The 20355-nt window shown below is 47.8% G+C and carries 17 protein-coding genes, 1 other RNA gene and 3 pseudogenes; 17 read left to right on the plus strand and 4 right to left on the minus strand.

Translation table 11 applies throughout. The annotated features are described in order from the left end of the window. Positions 1-4 precede the first annotated feature (4 nt). The 3 genes and pseudogenes from smpB to AC58QD_RS15300 all read left to right on the plus strand — a co-directional run. Positions 5-484 carry an SsrA-binding protein SmpB gene (gene smpB / locus AC58QD_RS15290; RefSeq protein WP_497334664.1) on the plus strand — a complete coding sequence of 160 codons (480 nt, stop codon included), beginning with the start codon at positions 5-7 and terminating at the stop codon, positions 482-484. 289 nt (positions 485-773) lie between these two features. After that, positions 774-1138: a transfer-messenger RNA gene (ssrA, locus tag AC58QD_RS15295) on the plus strand. A 973-nt stretch (positions 1139-2111) separates the two neighbouring features. Further along, positions 2112-2180: pseudogene (locus AC58QD_RS15300) on the plus strand (iron chaperone); the annotation flags it as partial. Positions 2181-2409: 229 nt separating this feature from the next. On the opposite strand, the pseudogene AC58QD_RS15305 reads toward AC58QD_RS15300, so the two are convergent. Then, positions 2410-2631: pseudogene (locus AC58QD_RS15305) on the minus strand (CNNM domain-containing protein); the annotation flags it as partial. Positions 2632-2988: 357 nt separating this feature from the next. Beyond that, on the minus strand, positions 2989-4059 hold the full coding sequence (locus AC58QD_RS15310; protein WP_497334666.1) for a Gfo/Idh/MocA family protein: 1071 nt from the start codon (positions 4057-4059) through the stop codon (positions 2989-2991). Positions 4060-4192: 133 nt separating this feature from the next. On the opposite strand from AC58QD_RS15310, the gene AC58QD_RS15315 reads away from it, so the two are divergent. After that, the gene (locus tag AC58QD_RS15315; protein WP_497334668.1) at positions 4193-4702 is read left to right on the plus strand and encodes a hypothetical protein; all 510 of its coding nucleotides are present in this window, start codon (positions 4193-4195) and stop codon (positions 4700-4702) included. A gap of 67 nt (positions 4703-4769) precedes the next feature. On the opposite strand, the gene AC58QD_RS15320 is transcribed toward AC58QD_RS15315, so the two are convergent. After that, positions 4770-5369, minus strand: a complete 600-nt coding sequence (locus AC58QD_RS15320; RefSeq protein WP_497334999.1) for a ParB/RepB/Spo0J family partition protein — start codon at positions 5367-5369, stop codon at positions 4770-4772. 98 nt (positions 5370-5467) lie between these two features. Further along, complete coding sequence (locus tag AC58QD_RS15325) at positions 5468-7012, minus strand: type 2 periplasmic-binding domain-containing protein (protein WP_497334670.1); 1545 nt, start codon at positions 7010-7012, stop codon at positions 5468-5470. A gap of 161 nt (positions 7013-7173) precedes the next feature. Between AC58QD_RS15325 and AC58QD_RS15330 the strand changes: the two genes are divergently transcribed. The 13 genes and pseudogenes from AC58QD_RS15330 (at position 7174) to AC58QD_RS15390 (ending at position 20325) form a co-directional block, all read left to right on the plus strand. After that, complete coding sequence (locus AC58QD_RS15330) at positions 7174-9420, plus strand: helix-turn-helix domain-containing protein (RefSeq protein ID WP_497334672.1); 2247 nt, start codon at positions 7174-7176, stop codon at positions 9418-9420. A gap of 248 nt (positions 9421-9668) precedes the next feature. Continuing rightward, positions 9669-11141, plus strand: coding sequence for an ABC transporter substrate-binding protein (locus tag AC58QD_RS15335; RefSeq protein ID WP_497334674.1), 1473 nt, complete (start codon positions 9669-9671; stop codon positions 11139-11141). Positions 11142-11205: 64 nt separating this feature from the next. Beyond that, positions 11206-12153 (plus strand): carbohydrate ABC transporter permease, encoded by a 948-nt coding sequence (locus tag AC58QD_RS15340; RefSeq protein WP_497334676.1) that lies wholly within the window; start codon positions 11206-11208, stop codon positions 12151-12153. Between the two features lie 22 nt (positions 12154-12175). Further along, on the plus strand, positions 12176-13012 hold the full coding sequence (locus AC58QD_RS15345; RefSeq protein WP_497334678.1) for a carbohydrate ABC transporter permease: 837 nt from the start codon (positions 12176-12178) through the stop codon (positions 13010-13012). A gap of 6 nt (positions 13013-13018) precedes the next feature. Continuing rightward, the gene (locus AC58QD_RS15350) at positions 13019-13921 is read left to right on the plus strand and encodes an AraC family transcriptional regulator (RefSeq protein WP_497334680.1); all 903 of its coding nucleotides are present in this window, start codon (positions 13019-13021) and stop codon (positions 13919-13921) included. A gap of 123 nt (positions 13922-14044) precedes the next feature. Continuing rightward, positions 14045-15967, plus strand: coding sequence for a glycosyl hydrolase family 28-related protein (locus AC58QD_RS15355; RefSeq protein ID WP_497334682.1), 1923 nt, complete (start codon positions 14045-14047; stop codon positions 15965-15967). Between the two features lie 87 nt (positions 15968-16054). Further along, positions 16055-16222 (plus strand): annotated as a pseudogene (locus AC58QD_RS15360) (Gfo/Idh/MocA family protein); the annotation flags it as partial. A gap of 27 nt (positions 16223-16249) precedes the next feature. Further along, entirely contained in the window at positions 16250-16609 is a 360-nt protein-coding gene (locus AC58QD_RS15365; RefSeq protein WP_497334684.1) for a hypothetical protein, read from the plus strand. Positions 16610-16653: 44 nt separating this feature from the next. Then, positions 16654-18000, plus strand: coding sequence for an ABC transporter substrate-binding protein (locus tag AC58QD_RS15370; RefSeq protein ID WP_497334686.1), 1347 nt, complete (start codon positions 16654-16656; stop codon positions 17998-18000). 23 nt (positions 18001-18023) lie between these two features. Further along, positions 18024-18356: a hypothetical protein gene (locus AC58QD_RS15375; RefSeq protein WP_497334688.1), complete on the plus strand. Its 333-nt coding sequence runs from the start codon at positions 18024-18026 to the stop codon at positions 18354-18356. Next, positions 18349-19116 (plus strand): hypothetical protein, encoded by a 768-nt coding sequence (locus AC58QD_RS15380; RefSeq protein ID WP_497334690.1) that lies wholly within the window; start codon positions 18349-18351, stop codon positions 19114-19116. Before AC58QD_RS15375 ends, AC58QD_RS15380 begins: the two co-directional genes overlap by 8 nt. Continuing rightward, the gene (locus AC58QD_RS15385; protein ID WP_497334692.1) at positions 19113-19637 is read left to right on the plus strand and encodes a hypothetical protein; all 525 of its coding nucleotides are present in this window, start codon (positions 19113-19115) and stop codon (positions 19635-19637) included. The genes AC58QD_RS15380 and AC58QD_RS15385 overlap by 4 nt, the downstream gene beginning before the upstream one ends. Continuing rightward, positions 19606-20325, plus strand: coding sequence for a carbohydrate ABC transporter permease (locus tag AC58QD_RS15390; RefSeq protein WP_497334694.1), 720 nt, complete (start codon positions 19606-19608; stop codon positions 20323-20325). The genes AC58QD_RS15385 and AC58QD_RS15390 overlap by 32 nt, the downstream gene beginning before the upstream one ends. Positions 20326-20355 lie beyond the last annotated feature (30 nt).

Consider the following 20355-nt stretch of genomic DNA (forward strand, 5'->3'; position numbering starts at 1 on the left):
GCACATGGGTAAGAAGAGCGAGGGCAAGCTGCTCGCCCAGAATAAAAAAGCTTCCCATGACTATTTCATCGAGGACACTTATGAAGCGGGCATGGTACTGACAGGTACGGAGATCAAGTCCGTCCGAATGAGTAAGGCTAATATCGGGGATGCCTTCTGTACGATTCGGAATGGCGAGGCGTTCGTGCATAACATGCACATCAGCCCGTTCGAGCAAGGGAATCGGAGTAATCCAGACGACCCTACTCGCGCACGTAAGCTGTTGCTGAAGAGTGATCAGATCAAGAAGCTGTATGGAACCGTTAAGCAACAAGGCTACGCGCTAGTCCCGCTTAAGGTATACATCCGTAATGGGTATGCCAAGCTCTTGTTGGGCGTGGGTCGTGGTAAGAAGCAATTCGATAAACGCGAGACCGAAGCTAAGCGTGATGCACAGCGTGATATCCAACGTGCTTTGCGCGAGAAGCAGAAAGTCGCGCGATAATAAGGATATGTTGGCTAATGGCAGAGCTGCCAATAGCCGCCTGTTCTGCCAGTAACATCTTCACATTTGATGGATCGATGTGTGCTATACTGTAATAGCAGCAGGATAACACTTGCTGCATAACCTTTAGTCTTCTTCTCTTAGCAATCGGTCAATTTGATCTTGCGGAAGGGATTAAATTGACACGATTGCGACAGCATCATGCTTCTCTCCCGAGGGATTTCTTCAGTCCTGAGGGAGGGGAACTTTTCTTCTTAGTAACAATCGCTTAAGCTTCACCTTCTAATTCGGGGGCGTTCTTGGATTCGACGGGGATAGTACGAGCAGCGGTTGCGGGTAGTGGGGACGCGTCCACTTCATCAACGCTAAAGCCTATTAAATGGCAAACAACAACAACCCTACGCTTTAGCAGCTTAATAACCTGTTAGCGTGCTCCTCCCTCGCATCGCCCATGTGCTAGGATAGGGGCTCAACTTTAGTGGGATCCGCCGTTCGGTCTCCGCCTGGGGTCGGACGGAATAAGACAATCAGGCTGACCCAAAGCGTAGTGTGTTGCAGGACGACGCTCGGGTGACATCAATACTGCAACTACACCCGTAGATATCGGTGTGGCGTGATCTTCGGACAGGGGTTCGACTCCCCTCGCCTCCATCGAAATACGAAAAACCTGACCTAATATGGTCAGGTTTTTTCGTATTTGGGGCGAGGTTAGAGGAGAACATCTGTCCGAAGAGGACAGGGGTTCAGTCCCGCGCACAGGGAGCGAAGCGGACGAGCACGGCATCGAAATCAACCGCTAAGGTAGTCATCCGCGAGTAGGCTTCGTCAGCAAGTTAGATCAAGATATCGATACTCCCCTCGCCTCCACCATGAAAAACCCGACCGCATGAGGTCGGGTTTTTGCATGTCTGGCGAGTCTAGGGAGGCGAACGCCTGCAAGGGGTTCAGTCCCGCGCGCAGGGAGCGAAGTGGACGAGCACGGCATCGAAATCAACCGCTAAGGTAGTCATCCGCGAGTAAGCTTCGGCAGCAAGTTAGATCAAGATATCGATACTCCCCTCGCCTCCACCATGAAAAACCCGACCGCATGAGGTCGGGTTTTTGCATGTCTGACGAGTCTAGGGAGGCGAACCCCTGCAAGGGGTTCAGTCCCGCGCACAGGGAGCGAAGCGGACGAGCACGGCATCGATATCAACCGCTAAGGTAGTCATCCGCGAGTAAGCTTCGACAGCAAGTTAAATCAGGATATCGATACTCCCCTCGCCTCCACCAACCTTATCAGTGAGACCACCTCGTGAGGTGGTTTTTCTGTATTTTATGGGCTCATTGCAGAGTACATTGCGGTTAGAAAGCCTTGCTGGGACTGAGTTTGTGGTGTTCTGATCACGTATACAGTGAGTTTCCCTGATGCTATGCGAAGAACTAATTTCAACGGATGGAACTGTAGGACGAACCATATTAACGACAGAGTTTCTTTCTGGTTGGTTCGGTAGTAATATTCTTGCAAGATTAAAAAGTGATACCTTGGATCATGGTTACTTAGTAGCTTTTCTTATGTCGACTTATGGCCAACATCAAATTAATAGAGAAGTATATGGCGGTGTTATTGACCATATCAACGAAGAACATATTGCAAAAAATGATCGAGTTCAATATTTTGGATAAGGCAGACTGTTCAACTTTTTGGCGGAAATAGTACCAGCAGGTAAAGGGAGCCATATTGAATTTGGTATTGCACTTGGACAAGGAAAAGAATTTGTCTATATTCACCAAATAACGAGGTTAGTAAAAAATGTATTGGAACTATTGATGAGTTGATAGAAATAGTGACGACATAGGTAAATGTTTTTCAATTAACGGGGGTGTTAGTTGAAGAGCATACCACAAAAATCAAACTTTTTTATAAAACTAAACTTAAATCTGTTAGTAATACCAAGCTGGCAAGCAGACAAATAAGCATTCAGATTGCTAATAATCTTCTGGGCAAACTTCGCCCGTACGCTGCCCTCCAGGGCAAGCGCTTCAATTCGGCTTCCGCGAACATTGATCATGGCGAACTCGACTGCGACGAAATACCCATTCAGCAATACAAGCACCAGAACAAAAAATAAATTCAACAAAATACCGGGTAATGGGTCACTCTCCAAATACTCCCTATCGCCTCATTAAGGCGAATAGGTACACCTCCTTCAGGGGATTGTACAACAAGACAGAAAAACGTCTATGGCACTTATTACACTCGACTTCGAAAAACACAGTCAAACTAAGGAACTTAGCGCATAGTATGGCAGTAGCTAGTAAACCGCTCTTTGTTCCATAATGAACGCTTATAAATGCTTCCTATAACCGGTTTGGCGCGATTCAGAGCAAATTTCGTCTATAAGCGCGGTTTTGTTGCTAGTATATGGCTCGTTGCTTGTATAGTATGACTGCTTGCATGAGCAAAATGCCGACCATCAGAGAACAGCCCTGAATAGTCGGCACTTTCTTGATTCTATGATGACTTACTTCGAGCTTTCCACAGGAACCTTACGCCAATCTTGCTCCAACCCCAGCCCGCTTAGATCCGCCATGCGGTTCTGCTGCTCAGCCTCGTACATCCGCCATATGCAGCGAAGTCCTTGCAAGCTTCCAGGTCCGTCTGACAGCGGCTTCTTGTTGAACTGTATGCAATCGAGGAAATGATTGATTTCGTGATGCGTAAACTTGCCGCCCTCTTTCACTTCCATCAGCAGCTCGACTTGCGAAACTTTCGTGCCGGCTGTCTCCTCATCTAGATTGTGGTGCAGATACAGCCTGCGCTCCCTGAAGTTCATCTCCAGCATCCCCGCCGTGCAGTGAGCATGGATAGCAGCGCCAAGACGCGTGCCGCGTGCGCCCCAGGTAGCAAAGTGCATGCCCAAAGCTCCGTTCTCGAACTCCATCGTCATGTTGCTGGTGCCTTCCTTCTCCATCCAAGGTGTCCCATAATTCGTGCCGAGATGCGTTCCGCGAACTGGATTGCCCATCATCCAGAGCAAAATATCTACATAGTGGCAGCCATGGCTGAAAAACTGCCCGCCCCCAAGTCGCTTCGAATCAAGCGCCCAGTGACCATCGTAATAGCGAGTATATTGTTCGGTGTAAATGGACATCTGGAACAAGTCGCCGTACGTCTTGTTATCGATCAATTCCTTCATTTTGACTACGATAGGATGGTGCCGAACCGGGTAAGCGATCATGAACACCCTGTTCACTTTCTCTGACAGCTCAATCAGATCGATACATTCCTGCTCCGAAATCCCCATCGGCTTCTCCATGAGCACGTGCTTGCCTGCCTTCAAGCAAGTCATCCCTACTTCATGGTGCAGATCATGCGGCAATACGACAAGAACGGCGTCAACGTGATCCAGCAAATCATGGTAATCGGCGACGACCAGTTCAGCGCCATAGTATTCAGCAGCCTTCTGCGCACGCTCCAGCACGATGTCGCATGTGGCGGTTACTTGCATCCGATTAGCCAGCTCTTCATATCCTTGGGAATGCGCTCCTGCCATATTCCCGCAACCGAGAATGCCTAGACGAATTTTTTGCATAATCATATTCGCTCCCTTATCTTTTCTCTTTTCTTTTAGATTCACTTATATAATAGAACGAGAGCATCGATTTGTATTTGTACTACCGGGCGAATGTTTTGTACTATTGCGAATTGGAGAGGGGATATGTCACGTGAACCCCGTTCGATTCGAGCTAAGAGAAGAAATTACGATTCGTCGTGTCTTGACATTTTCATACAAAGAACTGAGCAATACGTTTATTCATGACGGGGAGCAGCACGACTACTGGGAGTTTGTGTATGTAGACAAGGACGAGGTGGAGATCAGCATTGGTCCGCACTGCTATGATATGAGGCAGGGGGACATCGTCTTCTACAAGCCAAACGACTACCACAGCCTGCGCACGAATCAGGTTGTGGCTCCGAATCTATTCATTATCAGCTTTGATTGCCATTCGCCTGCCATGCGGTTTTTCGAGAACTTGTCATTTCCGCTGGACGACGAATGCCGGCATTGGCTCGCACTTATCGTACAGGCCGGCTTCGAAGTGTTCGATCCGCCGATCGACACCCCGATAGTTCGTATGCTGCAACGCATTCGGCAGCGAACAGCTTATCAAGCTATATGTCGAGCTGCTGCTCGTACAGATCATTCGCAAATACGGCGGACATCGCGTACCTGACAGCAAGCTTTCCTCGATGCCAAAGGATGGCTGTGGGGCAGCTTTTTCTCGCTCGGCTCGATTTTGCCTATAGACGGACCACGTATCGAGGAGTCAGCTTGCCTTTGGTGCTGTCGGAAATCTCTTTGTCCTTGAATAGGCTAACGATCTTCTTCACGTCGCTTACATAGATCACATCTCTAGCAACGATCAGCGCTAACGGATCGCGGTGCTCCAATGCCAAATCTTTCAGCGGCATCAACTGTTCTTCCGTTAAGTGGTCCTTCTTGATTTCCGTACCGCTAATAATCCTATTGCACACAGCTTGACCGAATTTCAGCAGCTCAAGCTTGTTCTTAATATAAGCTTCTGGCTTACCGAGTTTGCTGGACACGAATTTAATCGAGATGTTGAACCTGGGATCGTTCATCAGCTTATGGAAGGCCTCTGCCTCCTCGATTGGCGAAAACCCTTCACGCGTTAAATTCTCAGCGATTTGTTCCAAGTAAATTTCTGTTTCATCTGTTGCGGCAGAGACGATACAGGGGATTGTCGGCAAGCCTAGTATGCTGCAGGCTTTGTAGCGCCGGTTTTCATATATGATTTTGTAGCGACCATTCTGGGTGGATCTTACTTTGATTGGAGACAGCAAGCCGAGCTCCCCAATGCTTGTCAGTAGCTCCTGCAGCGAATCCTTATCGAACTGGTAGCGGGGCTAGTCTTTATCTTCATCTATTAGCTGGGTAGCAATTGGGATAATGTCTACGTCATTTCTCCTTGTCGGTGTTATGGTTTGGCTCGCTTGGCTTCGCGTATTTTGTCTTCGTACTGTTTGAATATAGCGGCTCCCTGATAATTCTGGATAATGTCTTGGCGGTAATCGGGCCAGTTGTCGCCGGATTTATCTAAGAATAGCATCCTTACCTGCAACTCGTTTTGTCTTGCTCGCATCGCCTCTGTTTGGATGCCGAGCGGAGGAGTTAAGGTTGTGCCTATGCCTTCATAGACCGGGATTTTCGTAATCGTCTGCAGGATGCTCTTGTCTCTCTCTGTCTTGCGAGGGTCGATGACATTCAACTCGAGTACAAGAGGGGAATTCGGTGTGAAGAAGTCCCAGACGGAGGCAAAGCTCGCCTGTGGGTTTAAGGTAATGTTGTTGCCCTGTCGGGTGTAATGCTTGCCTTCCATGCCGTAATGGGTCAGCAGGAAGCCTTCCTCTCCGCACAACCAGTCAAGAATCGCGGCAATCCGCTTCAGCTTGTCTGGATTCAATCCTGCCGCATTATTGGAGAAGACAAAGGGAGATTCAGGTGTAACGGCGGTTCGCAGCGGTCGATTGCCAAATGGATTGAAGGGAACCCAGTTTGCATCCCCATTCACCGCTTTGCTCCGCGATTGCAGACTGTTCGGATTGGAATCGTAGGCAAAATCGGCGGTATTCCCTAACACGACCCCAACCTTGCCACGAACGGCTTGCTCGACAATATCGAGGTCCTTGCTCAGAAACCAGTCCGATGGTACAAACCCATCGTTCAAAACTTTCAAGATATCGTTCACGACAGCACCGACTCGCAGATCCATCTGCATATCGACGAGCTGTTTACCGTCGTAATAGGCTGGAAACAGAAGTCCGTTTTTCACATATTCCGGCCAATCTGTAGAAATGCTAGTGCCCCCTCCGGAAGTCATAAACCCGTACGTATCATTTTTGCCGTTTCCATCGGGGTCGTTATAGGTAAAGGCTTGCAGCACTTTGTAATAATCGGCGTAAGTCGTCGGAATTTGCATATTCAAACGGTCGAGCCAGTCTTTGCGGATGTAGTAGGCGCGGTATGACTGGTTATCATAAGGGATAGGTGCCCGTACGAACTTGTTATGAATTTGATAATTTCTAAGCTCCGTTTCATTCATCCAGTACTTGAAATAATTCGGCATCATTGCAGGTGACACGAACAGCGACATGTCGGCCAATGCGTTGTCAAGAGCGTAGGAAGCCCCTCCATCGGGACTGAGTGCTAGCCACATATCAGGTGGGTTGTTGGCAGCGAGCAAGGCAGCAAGCTGTCGGTTATAATCGCTCCCATACGGCATTATCGTTACCGTTAGATCGACATGAAACTTGCGTTCTATAGCTTGCTTGACCCAATCGTTCTTCTCGTCTGCAACCGTAGAGGCAGCATGTTTGTTGATGAAAATATGCAGAGACAGCCGATCATCTGGAGTAGGAGGCAGTTTGCGCTCTCTCCAGGACCTGTAGCCTGAAAACGACAAGACGATTACCCCGATGAGTACGACAATAGCTACAATCGACCCTGTTTTTACCCGATTCAACAATAACGTCCCCTTGTCTGGTGGCATGCGTCCGTAGTGGAAAGCCAATGCCGCTTTTATTATTATGGTAATACACTTTGCTCCAAAAATAAACTTTTCGTTGCCGGGCTCGATTGCGGTTGGTACAGTTGTAATATATTTGGCGATTGCGGAGGAGTCTCATGCGGAAAAATTGGTTTAATCGGCTGCTCTTGTCTTACTTGCCCGTCTTGTTCGTAGTCAGTCTAAGTCTGCTGCTCATTATGTATTTGATGCTAAGCGAAATGTCCAAACGATCTGCCGTTCGGGCGAACGATCTGCTTTCGCAAAATATCATGCAGACGATCGATGATGCGCTGAAAGGTATCGACGACATGATGATACGTGAAATTCTGGATAATAACGAGATGAGAACGTTTTTTCAGCCCGACCGCCCGGATGATAATCGGTATGCCGACTACCAGACGGCTGCGGCTTTAAGGAAAATATTGAATGACAATCGGTTTATTGATTCGATTTATTTGTACCGGGTTAGCGGTCAGATGGTACTGACTACGACAGCCTTTATCGGAATCGACAGTTTCGGGGATAAAGAGTTTATCGGAAGACAGATTACAAGTCTGACTCCCCACTATTGGGTGACTACAAGACCATACCGCGAGCGGCCAGACGGACTGGCGGTGAATGTGATTAGTCTTGTGAAATTTACTAACCTTTCCGACAGAAGCTTGATTGTCGTCAACGTCAGAACGGACAGCCTGGGTGAATTAATTCGCAAAATGTCCGATTCTAAACTGAACTTTGTCGAGCTTATTGATTCGAACGAGAAACTGATCGCCTCAAAAGCTCCAAACGGCGCTTCAAGCTACGACGCGGATAGTCCGAATACAGGCAAGGAATTATCCAGTGTGCGTTCCAATTATACGGGCTGGACAGTACGCAGCGGGATTTATCGGGCGAATATCGTGGAGTGGGTCTCCTCCTTGTTCTATGTGTGGATTTCATTTGGCTGTCTCGTTATTGTGGCCGGGATCGTCTGGTTTGTCTATGTGACGCGCCGCAACTATACACCGATCCGCAACATCGCCGATCGAATTGAGGATTACGCAAAGCAGAAGAGACAACATTTAAAGCTCGAAGAGAGCGCGGATGAGTTCAAATACATTGAAACTGCCATAGAGGATTTGCTTAATCAGTCGTCTATCCTTCAGGAACAAAATAAAGAAAACCTCGCCTATCGCAGACGGCATGTTTTTCTGGAGATGCTCGAAGGCTCTTCCATCGCTCTAGCCGATAACTGGATAAGCGAATTCGACCAGCTTGGATGGAATGGTTCACAAGGGGGGTATACTGTCGTTCTTGTCGAAATGGATCGATTCACCGAGTTTGCGAGTCAATATAGCCGCTGGGATCAATTTTTGCTCAAGCATGTGCTGAGCACCGTGAACCAGGAGCTAGCCGATAGTGATCCCGTTCAAGTCTGGGCGGAGTGGGTCGATGATGAACGGCTGGCAGTGGTGTATATGCTGGATGCCTACGCTGTGACCACAGGTTGGGAGGTGAGCATTTTTTGCGAGAAATGGCGGGCTTGGGTGGAGCAAAACTTGACCTTTACCGTTACAATCGGCATCGGCACCTTTCAAGAGAAGCCCGAGCAGATTACGCAATCATATCAAAGCGCCGTTGAAGCGCTCGCATACAAGTCGTCTCTCGGAACAAACCGGCTGATCGGTCCGAACGACTTGACCTCGCTGCCGCAAGGGGAAATGTTCAAACAGCTTTCTAACATACGAGCTATATGCCAGTATTTCCGAGCGGGTGACAAGGAATGGGAGAAGCACTTCCATGATCTGCGCAGTACGGTGCGAATCCAATTGTTTTCTCATGATGAGCTGATCTACCTGTTGACAAACTTAATCGACCATCTCCATAAGGAAGTCATGGAGCTGCCGCCGGAATTTCAGGATATTTGGAATAAGGGCGTTGAGGAACGGTTGCATCGGATTGCAGAGCGAATAGAAAGCGCGGACGAGATTTTTACCGATTTCTATCAGGTGCTGCTCGAAGCTGCGGCACAAATGCAGCAGGTTCGCGAGGGTCGCAATCACCACCGGTTGATTCATCAGGTCAAGAAGTATATAGGCGAGAATTATGCGAATTCTGAATTGTCTTTGGCGCATCTGAGTGACGCGTTCGGTGTGAATGCCAGTTATGTAAGCCGCTTGTTCAAGGATGAGTACGGGGAGAAGTTTAACGATTACGTGGCACAGGTCAGGATAGAAAAAGCGATCGGACTTTTAAAAGAAACGACGTCCACGATCAATGAAATCGCGACCGCTGTCGGATATACGCATCCGTTAACGTTTATCCGCGTATTTAAGAAGCTGACGGGCAGTACACCGGGCAATTACCGCAAGGATATGACGTGAGTAATTGAAAATTGTACATGAAGTAAAAAAATCGTCTATGGACGATGATCGGCCTGAAGCAGTTGATCAACGGCGGCAAGCGTTGACGAGTGATTCAGGCTTTTCATATTTAGACTGTTCTGCTTTTTTGTCTACACTGTGATAATATCGATGATTTACGGGTGATCTCTAGACGTGTTACGTTACTGAACGAATCGGTATTCTTACTAGGGATGCCGAGGAATACTACACTATAGGAGGGTTAAATTTTGAAAACGAGTATGAAGTCGGTTGCAGTACTGGTAGTTTGTCTGATGCTTTCATTATCCTTGTTAGCATGTGCAAGCAAGGACGATGGCAAAAATGCAGGGCCAAGCCCAACGGGTTCAGCTAGTCCGTCGGGAGACTCCAATGTGTATGCGGAGAATGGGCTGCCTAAGAATGAGAAAGTCAATTTGAAGGTCGGATTTTTTGAAGGGGGCATGGGTCGGGTATGGTTCGACTACGCGATGGATACCTTTAAGAAGAAATTTCCGAACGTTAGCTTCGAAGTAGTCTATTCGCCTAAGATTGCTGACATTATCGGCACCAAAATTTCCGCCAATAACGATGAAGATATGTTCGACATTTTTTCGCCAGTATTGAGCGGAGGGAATGCTGCGCTGATCCCGCTTGTCCAAAGCGGCAAGGTAGAATCGCAGGAGGATTTGTGGGATCACAAAGCCTACGATGCCAAAGGCAAGACGATCAAAGAGGTCTCCATAGCGGGTCAATTCGAAGGGGCTCCTCGAATCCTTGGGAAGACGTATGCTTTGCCTGTTGCAGGAACGACAGTAGGGTTGTTCTACAACAAAAACATGTTTGAGAAATACAAATGGAACGAAAACCCTAATACATGGGATGAATTTGTCAAGCTTGGCGAGACGATCAAGGCGCAAGGTATTATTCCTATCTCGATTCCTGGGTTAGTTCCAGACTATATCGGTCATGCGTTCGGACCATGGAAGCGGTTTGAGGTAGCAGAGATTAAAGGGAATTTAAAGCAGTTTGAGAGCGATTTCCGTACTTTCAAAAACGAGTATACAAGTCCGGAAAGTGTAGAGGTATGGAATCGCATCTATGAGCTGGGCAAGAAAGGATTTTTCCCAGAAGGTCTGGCTGCATTAAACCACACTCAATCGCAAATGCAGGTGTTGCAGGGCAAAGCAGCGATGGTCTCCACTGGAGCTTGGGTACAAAACGAGATGAAAGATTCCACACCAACAGATTTCAAATGGGGCTTTATGGCAGTTCCGATGGGTGACAAGGCAGACAGTACGAAGTGGATTCGCGCTGCTGTTGGTAATGGATTCTTCATCTGGAAAGAAAAGCCTGAATTGAACAAGAAATGGGCAAAAGAATTCAGTGTATGGATGTGGAATTTGGATGTGCAGTCAGCAATTGCTGAAAAGGGCGGACAACTGCCGGTGCGTAGTGACTTTGCAGATGACCCTGCTCGGGCTGCCAAAATCCAGGATAGCTCGAAAGCTGTAGTCGAGTACATGAAGAAGAATAAAGTGAAGACGGAGAGTGCTTTCAGAAACATCACATTGACTGACCCGTCATATGCGCAGGCTATCAAGGTAATCAATGAAGCGACGAGCCAGATTGCTTTGGGCAAGCAAGACCCGTTGCCGAAGCTGGAAGAGGCTCAGAAGCTTATCGATAAAGCGATTGCCGCACAGCAGGCTGCTGCTAAGTAACAGAAGTCGTCAGGGGGGAGGGCGTCTTCCTCCCTGAGTTTCATAGAAGAAAGGAGTCGCATCATTGAGTGAGCTGACTAGTATGACAGGGCAACCTTTGCCAACTAGAAAGGGAGGGCTCCGTAAGCTGCAGACGCAGAAGCGGATATTCCTGCTTCTAGCTATTACACCGGCGTTTGGCGGTTATCTCTTGTTCACCTTATATCCTAATCTAATGTCCATTTATTATTCCCTGCTGAATTGGGACGGCCTATCGGAGCCAAAGTTTGTCGGACTAGACAATTATTTGACCTTGCTGCAGGATAAATACGTATGGCGAGCGCTATATCATAACTTGATTTATATGACGGTTGTGCCGGTACTTGTCATTATGATTTCGCTGCTGCTTGCCTATTTGCTAACACACAAAGCGTATAAGGGCAGCTCGTTCCTGAAGGTGCTTTTCTTTTTCCCAAACGTATTATCCAGTGTTGTTGTCGCGCTGCTTTGGGCATTCGTATATGATGGTAGCTTCGGACTGCTTAATTCATTGCTGCGTCTTGTCGGCTTCAACATCGGGGATTACTACTGGCTGGGCGAAATCAAGACCGCGCTATGGGCAATCGTTCCGCCCTATGTTTGGGGGGGTGTCGGGTTTTATGTCATTATTTTTATCAATGCGATGGCCACGATTCCCAAATCACTCTACGAATCCGCAATCTTAGACGGGGCGAATCACATGGAGCGTTTGTTTCAAATTACGATTCCGCTCATTATGCCGATTATTCGAGTTAGCGGACTGTTCCTTGTCCTTGGTTCATTCAAAGGCTTCGAGCATGTTCTGATTCTGACCAACGGGGGACCATCAGGCTCAACCGACGTCATTGGATTGTACATGTTTAATCTTGCTTTCGGGAGCGAGTATCACAACTATGGGTATGCTTCCGCGATCGGCATGTTCCTGTTCATCATACTGGTCGCTGCCAAACTGTTGATTGATAAATACATGCCGAACAGGCAAGTGGAGTATTGATTATTCGAAAGGATGAACGATTGTGACAGAACGACGCTCAATTATCGATATTTTTTGGTGGTTCGTGCTTATTGGCTGGCTACTGACAATATTGTTTCCCCTCGGTTGGATTTTGTACCAGTCGCTAAAGACGAACGTTGCTTTTTTCCAAGATGTATGGGCGTTTCCAGAGGTGCTGAAGTGGGGCAATTACAAAAGCGCTTGGGAGAAATTCCACATTGGCGGCGCTTTGCTAAACACGCTATATTACGTTGGGGCGAGCTTGATCATCGGCACGTTCCTCACCACCATTAATGCGTATGCCTTAACACGTCTGGAATTCAAGGGACGGAAACTGATCTGGGGGACGATCATGCTATCGCTGTTCCTACCAGGCATTAATGCACTCATTCCTCAATATGTACTGATGCGGGAACTTCATTTAACGAACAGCCTTACCGGGCTGGTCATTCTAGACAGCTTCGGGGAAAGCGTGTTTTTTCTCTTGCTGCTGGGTGGGTTTATGCAATCACTGCCGAAGGAGCTAGAGGAAAGCGCGTTTATGGATGGCGCTTCCTTATTCCAGGTATTTGCGCGAATTATTGTGCCGCTCGCTATGCCTGGTATTGTAACGGTCGCTATTTTTAAATTTCTTAGCTTGTACAACAATTTCCTCGCACCGTTTATTTATTTAAGTGACCAAAAGAAATATACGCTCGGAGTCAACATGTACCATGCCAACGTGGCGATGCAATATAGTTCGGACTGGGTTACCTTATTCGCCGGAGTCATCATCACAATGGTTCCATCGGTAATCATGTTCGTCTTGTTCCAAAGATGGATTATGGAAGGAGCTACACTTGGAGCGGTGAAAGGTTGATCGGCTATGGCAGATTCGAGGTATGTACATTATCACTTGAAGGAAGAGCTGTCGATTGAAAGTCTGATTACGTTTTACTATATGGAAACAGGCAAAAACTTTTATACGAGTGGAGAGAAACACGATTTCTGGGAAATGGTTTATGTCGATAAGGGTGAAGTGGAGGTTACTACCGACTCTAACCGTTTCGAGCTAAGCCAAGGGGATATGATTTTCTACAAGCCGAATGAATTCCATGGTGGACAAGCGAAAACTGGAAATGCATTGAATTTGGTCATTGTGTCATTTGAATGCCAGTCGTCTTGCATGACATTTTTTGAAGGTAAATCGTTTCGTTTAGAGGAAGACGAGCGGATGATTTTGTCGATTGTGGTGAAAGAAGGGTTGGAGGCGTTCTATCCGTCGATTGATTCGCCTTACATCAAATTCCCCCAAAGGAAATCGGACTCTCTGTTCGGTTGTGAGCAATTAATTAAAAACTACCTGGAAACCCTGTTTATTATGTTAATTCGCCGGGGAAAGTCACAACGGCATGAGAGACCGCCTTCCGTCTCAATGGAGAAGAAAAATAATGAATTATTGACAGATGTAATTGAATACATGAACGACAATTTGACGAAAGAACTGACTGCAGACGATATTTGCAGCAAGTTTAGCATTGGACGAACAAGCTTGAAAAACTTAATCAAAGAAAAAACAGGCTTGGGGATTATGGAGTGCTACAAAAAGCTGAAAATTGAACGAGCCAAAATTTTGATTCGCGAGAAAGAATTTTACTTTACGGAAATCGCGGAGCAACTTGGCTATAGCAGCGTCCATTATTTCTCCAAGCAGTTCAAGAAACAGGTAGGGATGACACCTACGGAATATGCCCGCTCGGTCAGAGCCAGAACAACACGAAGAGAGTAGCATCACGTACGCAGTACACAATGTCAGCGCCCAAAATGGCAAAATAATTGGCACGGCGGACAAATCATTTTGCGGGAAAAAGATTTAGACTGTAGTTGAAATCCACATTAAGGAGGAGAAAAGATGAGCGAGCAAGTGAAAAGATATGAACAAGAGACAGGAGTCAAAGAAGAAGCAAACATGAGCAGAAGGAAGCTGCTCTCCACCATCGGGATGGCGGGAGCAGCAATCGCCGCAGGCGGAATATGGAATGGAAGGATTAGCACGGCGTTTGCAGCAAGCGCTTCCATTGAGGTCACAACGCTGGCTGAGCTTCGGGTCAATCTGCTTCCCGATGTAAACACGGTGTATTATGTTAAGGATCTGGGTCAGGAAGGGTGTTTCTATTACGACTCCACCGACACTACATCGGTGGACAACACGGGTCTCACGGTCGTATCGTCAGGAGGCGCCAGATTCAAACGGAGTGCAGACGGCCCTCTGGATGTCAAATGGTTCGGAGCCAAGGGAGATGATGTTACAGACGACACGCAAGCGGTTCAGAACACGATTACCGTGGCGCAGCAATTGGGCAGGGGTGTGTATGTACCAGGGGGGAAATACCTCATCTCCGCACCAGTCATACTTGATTCCGCCGCTAGACCGATACGCATCTCGGGAGACGGTGTATACACCTCATTCTTCAAGCCCTATACGACATTCACAGAGTTAAATCCACTCGAAGCGATATTTAAATTCAACGATACGATCGTCGCCAATCGCTACGAATTTACGGAGTTCGGAATCGTGAGTGGGCTAATCAACGATCCGAAACGGATGCAGTACGGGATTTATTCCACTAAACTGTCGCATACGGCCTTCCGGAGAGTTTGCATTCAAGGTACACAGATTGCCGCTCTCGGAATCGGTTACGGTTGGTGTAACGACATCGACTCTTGCGAGTTTTCCTTCAACAGCGGAGACGGACTGCTCTTCACAGCCGGACAACTCAATGCACTGAATGTGGTGAATACGAAAATTTTCGCCAATGGCGGGATCGGAATTAACATGGCCTTTGAAGGTCTGGAAGTCAGGATCCAGGGCTGTACGATTGAGAAAAATGCCATAAGCGGTATTTACGTAAAGAAGGGCAGCTTCAATTTGGGAATTCACAATTGCTATTTCGAGGGGAATTCTGATACCGGGTTTACATTTACTAACCCAGCGATGCTGATCAAAGCTGCTATAATCTTGAACGGCAACGTGTCCGCTACGGAACCGAAGGCTATCCAAAGCAGCTACCCTTCACGAAATGTGACGATTTCCGATAACTTCGTTTCGGTCACGAACGAGGATTACTTCGTAGCTGGCTACGCGGTAGAACTCGGATTGGAAATCAAGAAGAACACGTTCCTACACTCGGGAACAGTTAGGGACTATGCCGTGCTGCGGACGGGTACGAATAAAACAGGACTAGGCGCAGTCCTCAAAGGGCTCATCATGCGGGATAACGATGTAGCAGTCGCCTACAAGCCATACTTGAACGTAAAGCCGTTAGTGGTCGATAATATACCTTTATCCGATTTTACTGGATTCTACACGTCAAAATTCCGCGATGTTCCACTGGGCAACTATAGCCCGGATTTAAGCTCTTTCGTCAAAATACGCGATTTCGGCAGACCAGGCGTGTTTGGAAGTGCTGCGCAGCAATACCGTCGTCATGACGTGTACTCCTATACGGGCGAGGCTGTGCCGGATCAATGGGGATTTGCCATCGATCTTGCGCAGTATCCGGAATTGGCAGGATCCTATATGTATTTTGCCATTTATGTTAAGCAGTCCGCAAGCAATATGAACGCGCAGATCTTTATTACCGGTACCGGTGCGAATACGCAGGGATACTCATCCAATACGAACTGGAGAATCACTTCGAGCATAGTCCAAATGCCGACTACCGGGATCGTCAATTTCACTGTCGGTATGATTTCAGACAGTGCATCCAAAACGCTCTATATGGCGCATCCGGTCTTAAGCGAAATAGGCGTTCCTTACGACCGCTTTTTCTAATCAAGTGCAACACAAAGAAGAGCTCATGTAGCTATAAGAATACCGGGTTAACCGGAGCAATATACGAAATATCCTGAAGGTCATTGGGGCTTGTCGGCCAAACGTCTGGGCGGCGGACAATTTTTCAGTCACGGTTGCCACTATGTTGATCTGATGATGTGGCTGCTTGGCGATCCGATTAGTGGATGTCACATGGGAACAAATCTTGGGACGCCTTGGATGGATCAAGAAGGGACGAGCAATGCCGTGATCTAGTTCGCAAGTGGGGCGATGGGTTACCACATGGGAACTTGGGGCGCCCGGGGAACGCGCCTTGGATGGAGTTTGCACATCCATTGCACGCACGGCATGATCGAATACAAACGAACCGATGGCAAGGTCTACTTGCACCATAGCATAAAAGAAGAAAAATCAAATCTGGACACCGATTCCAAAATCACTGTGCTATACGAAGATTCTAGCAGCGGCAAGCTAACCCAACATGAAACGCGCCACTTCATGGAATGTATAATGAACAACAAACGTCCAATGACCGACGGACCATCCAGCTTGCAAGGATTACGTGTGATTTGGCGGCTTTATGAAGCGGAAAAGAATCATACGGTGGCTGACCTGAGAGGACTTGGTCTGAAGGCATACTGAATCATGACGGGGTATAACATTTAGAAAAAGGGAGGGGTATATCCATGAGCAGACGTGTTACTCTGCGGAAAATGGTTATTATGATCATCTGTACGGTGATTTTATCGGGTTTGTTGGCAGGATGCAACAATCGGAACGAGGGTTCGCAATCGGATGCGCAATCCAAGCCTGTGCAAGCAGACCCTGTTGAGCTCGTTTTTTACGCGTTGTCTCCGTTGTCGGGAACGGAGGAGGAGATGGCGGCACAATGGACAGCTTATGTGCGCAAGAAGCACCCGCATATTTCCTTCAAATTCATTAATGCTACGGAAGAAAACACCGTCGACAAATTCATAGTCTCCAAACAACCGGTTGATATCCTTTTCGGTTCGTTTGCCAACTTTGTTCTTTACAAGGATAGAGACATGGTGGGGGATATGAATGACTTGGTCAAGCATCATAGATTTGATCTGTCAACGATCGAGAAGCCGTATATTGACCTGGTTCATAATTCTTTTGATGGCAAATTGCCGTTACTGCCCGTATACGATCTTAGGTTGGGGCTTTATTACAATAAAGACATATTCGACAAATTTGGCATTCCCTATCCAAAAGATGGAGTCACTTGGGAGGATCTGCTCGTCACAGCCAGACAGTTAACCAGGGTAGATAGCGGCATAACTTACCGCGGATTAGTAACGGCCGCCGCAGGAGGAGGACTGGCGATCAACCAATATTCGCTCGGGCATGTCAATCCTAAAACAACGGACAAGGCGGCTATCAATACCGATCAATGGAAGCGCTATTTTGAGTCGATCGTCCCCTTGTTTACTGTCCCGGGTTATAACCCGACACGAGAAACAATGGCTGGCGGAGCCCAACTCAAAATGTTCGAGCAAGGCACTGCCGCAATGCTGCTCGCCTTTAACTCTTATGGCATATTCAATCTTCCCTCGCTTCAACTCAATTGGGACGTAGTCAGTCTGCCCGAAATGAGCAGCCTACGAGGAATCGGAGCACAACCGTATCCGGTGTATCTGGGCCTCTCTTCCACGAGCAAGCATAGGGAAGCAGCTTTTCTCGCGATCAGCGCGCTGCTCTCCGGTGAAGTCCAGATCGATCGGTCTTCGAAGTATGGGGTGTTCAGCCCGTTGAAGGATCCAAAAGCGAAAGCCTCCTTCGGAGACGCCGGGGTGTGGAAGGGGAAAAATACTCGTGCTTTTACGGCTCAAACGCCTGCGGCTCCGGCGCCGGCTGTCAGAGCAGAGTTCAAGAATATCGTTGAAGGTGAGCTTAACAAGTCATTCGTGTCTGTCGTTACGGGTGAAAAAGATATGAACACCGCGCTGCGGGAGGCGGAAGAAGCGGCTGACAAAGCTATCCAGCAATTCTTGTCCCAACAATCTAAGTAACAACTAAACAGGAGAAGAAGGCGTTGCAAATGTTCAACAATCTGGGAGTAACGAAGCGTGGAGGGCAAATTCCGGTTCCCAAAGACCGGACTGCCCTCCGGAAGCTTAGCAGAAGAAACGTGTTGACCGCTCTTGGGGCGACGAGGATCATGATAGCGGCTCAATCGTTCAGCGGAGCTTCGCTGTTGAGCCAGTCAGAGGCGGCAGGTTTGCTACCATGTGTGAATTACGTTACAGACATAGCAGAACTGAGGTCGCTGACGGGAGTGCAGGAGGGGCAAGCTGTAGCGGTAATGACGACTGGACGGGCTGTCTTGTTATTTTTCCTCGGGGAATTTGTCTGCGCAGGTGGCTAATGACCAGCAATCCGGGATTTATATTGCTCCCAATAGCGATATGTCAGGCTCGAGCGGGGCGTGGATACGTCAATACGGACAAGCTGCCGCCTTTAACACGAAGGTAAACATTGCTTGGTTTGGTGCCGTAGGCGATGGGGTTACAGACGATTACCCGGCAATTCAGGGTGCAATCGATTTGTCTTTGAATGTATTTTTCCTGGAGGCTCCGGTTCAATGGCGCGTTTCACGGTCTGTAATTGTACGTCCTCTCCACCAGCTGGAGGGAGAGTGCAAATGGCAAGATTGGAATTTGTCTGCCGACGCAACCAAGGGTATTAAAGGTGATCCCGGTGTAACGCCATTCATTACGCTGCGACAGGCACGTCATATCCGTCCATGCCTTGCATCCTCACAGCAGCGGCGCGGCCTGACATTTTATCGAATGCACGTCATCGGAGATCACACACCAGCGATCATTCACCATTACGCCAACAATTTTACTTATCGGGAATGCTGCTTGCGCTCCAGTTATGCCCCAACCATTCCGTTGCGTTACTCTTATCGGGGAACTTTTGACAACAACTTTATCGGCGCCAGCAATTACGCAGGGTGGGTGATACAGCTTTATGACAATTGCAACGCGATCGACTTTAAAGGGAGCAATTACATTGCAGGCTCTTCCATAGGCGGCGCAATAGACCCAAAAGTCAGTCCATCACAATTCAAGGCGGAGAGCACGAGGTTGTTGGCCTTGCGTGTTACCGCATCGGCGGCTTGACAACTCAAGATGCCGAATACATCAATGAGGTTGGCAATTGTCACGGGATTCGAATCGTCGGCAATTACTTCGAGCGATGCGCCTTGCCGATCTCTGCGGGCATGGCCGCATATGTTTTCGGTCTTGAAGTTGAAGGCAATTTTCTAAGCTGCTACGGGAGTGAGACCGCTTACAAGGCAGGGATCGAGCTTGGCTCCGTAAGCGGCTGGAAAATCCAGAACAATTCACTGCTCAAGGACGCCAATAACTTCCCGACAATCCGGTTCGGTTACAACCTGCTGGCATCCTACAGATACGCAGTTGCGGGAACAATAAAGGATAGCCATGTTCAGCGAAATGATCTGTCCAGCGGAATCGACTACGAAGTGGAAACATCAATGCCTGCGGGGCTTCTCGGCTATCTGTTTGGCAGCAATTACATGGATTTTACGAACACGAAGGATCTGACTGACGGGAACCCAATCACGTTCAAAACTTTTGGCAGACTTCATGAGTGGACCTCATGTCTGGGCGCTGCCTGAAGTTTGGAAATGGATCAATTATAAAAACGCTTGGTTCAAGCTTAAAATAGACGATGCGATGCTGAACACGTTGTATTATGTCGGGGTCAGCCTGATTCTGGGTCTTTTTCTGACAACGATCAACGCTTATGCTCTTACCCGAATGAAATTTAAGGGGCGGAAGCTGATTTGGGGCTGCATTATGCTGTCGTTGTTTTTGCCAGGCATCAACGCTTTGATTCCTCAGTACGTGCTGATGCGGGATCTAGGGCTGACGAACAGTTTAACGGGATTAATCATTTTGGACAGCTTTGGGGAAAGAGTGTTTTTCCTTATGTTTCTCGGCGGGTTTATGCAATCGCTGCCTAAGGAGTTAGAGGAGAGCGCCTTCATGGATGGCGCGTCCTTGTTCCAAGTGTTTTGGCGTATCATAGTTCCGTTGTCCGTACCTGGTATCGTAACTGTGGCTATTTTTAAATTTTTGGGCTTATACAACAATTTTCTTGGGCCGTTCATTTATCTAAGTGATCCGAAGAAGTATACGATTGGAGTCAATATGTACCAAGCCAATCAAATGATGCAATATACATCAGACTGGGTGACATTGTTTGCAGGCGTTATGATCGCAATGATACCCGCGATTCTCATGTATATGTTCTTCCAACGTTGGATTATTGAGGGAGCGACACTAGGTTCAGTCAAAGGATAGACGTGAAATTTTACTGATTGTTGCTTAAAG

The sequence above is a fragment of the Paenibacillus sp. J2R1T-4 genome, assembly GCF_059692235.1.

Bases quoted from the DNA above. Each gene is read 5' to 3' on its own strand.
- AC58QD_RS15365 (WP_497334684.1), top strand. From the start codon at position 16,250: ATGGGAACTTGGGGCGCCCGGGGAACGCGCCTTGGATGGAGTTTGCAC.
- AC58QD_RS15390 (WP_497334694.1), top strand. From the start codon at position 19,606: ATGAGTGGACCTCATGTCTGGGCGCTGCCTGAAGTTTGGAAATGGATC.
- AC58QD_RS15370 (WP_497334686.1), top strand. From the start codon at position 16,654: ATGAGCAGACGTGTTACTCTGCGGAAAATGGTTATTATGATCATCTGT.
- AC58QD_RS15310 (WP_497334666.1), bottom strand. From the start codon at position 4,059: ATGCAAAAAATTCGTCTAGGCATTCTCGGTTGCGGGAATATGGCAGGA.
- smpB (WP_497334664.1), top strand. From the start codon at position 5: ATGGGTAAGAAGAGCGAGGGCAAGCTGCTCGCCCAGAATAAAAAAGCT.
- AC58QD_RS15350 (WP_497334680.1), top strand. From the start codon at position 13,019: ATGGCAGATTCGAGGTATGTACATTATCACTTGAAGGAAGAGCTGTCG.
- AC58QD_RS15330 (WP_497334672.1), top strand. From the start codon at position 7,174: ATGCGGAAAAATTGGTTTAATCGGCTGCTCTTGTCTTACTTGCCCGTC.
- AC58QD_RS15355 (WP_497334682.1), top strand. From the start codon at position 14,045: ATGAGCGAGCAAGTGAAAAGATATGAACAAGAGACAGGAGTCAAAGAA.